The organism is Gordonia sp. UBA7599 (genome assembly GCA_002477755.1).
GTDB lineage: Bacteria > Actinomycetota > Actinomycetes > Mycobacteriales > Mycobacteriaceae > Gordonia.
The window spans coordinates 6,953-7,239 of sequence record DLKD01000138.1 but is presented as its reverse complement, the minus strand read 5'-3'; the positions used below and the strand labels follow the sequence as shown (position 1 = coordinate 7,239).

Annotated in this window: 1 protein-coding gene; it reads right to left on the bottom strand. The window is 76.3% G+C overall.

Translation table 11 applies throughout. From position 1 onward, the window contains the following. Nucleotides 1-287 (bottom strand): hypothetical protein (locus B4L26_RS16075; RefSeq protein ID WP_290720378.1); only part of this gene is annotated, 287 nt, incomplete at both ends.

Below are 287 nucleotides of genomic sequence, written 5' to 3'. Positions count from 1 at the left end.
CCCGGGCGGTGCGGCGCAGCGAATCGGCGCGCCCGCGCGACGATGCGAGCCGCTCCTCGGCGGTGCGCAGCGCCAACCGAGCCTCCACCTCCTCGGTACGAACCGCCGCGACGGCCCGGCCGGCCTCCTCGCGAGTACCGTCGTCGACCGCCGTGGCCGTGCCGTCGGTCGTGGGCTCCTCACGGGCCAGGCGCAGTCGTTCGGCCAATGCCGCGAGCTTCGCGACGGTGTCGGCGTGGCCCTCCTCGGCGAGCTGACGCTGGCGGGTCAGGCGGTCGCTCTCGTCG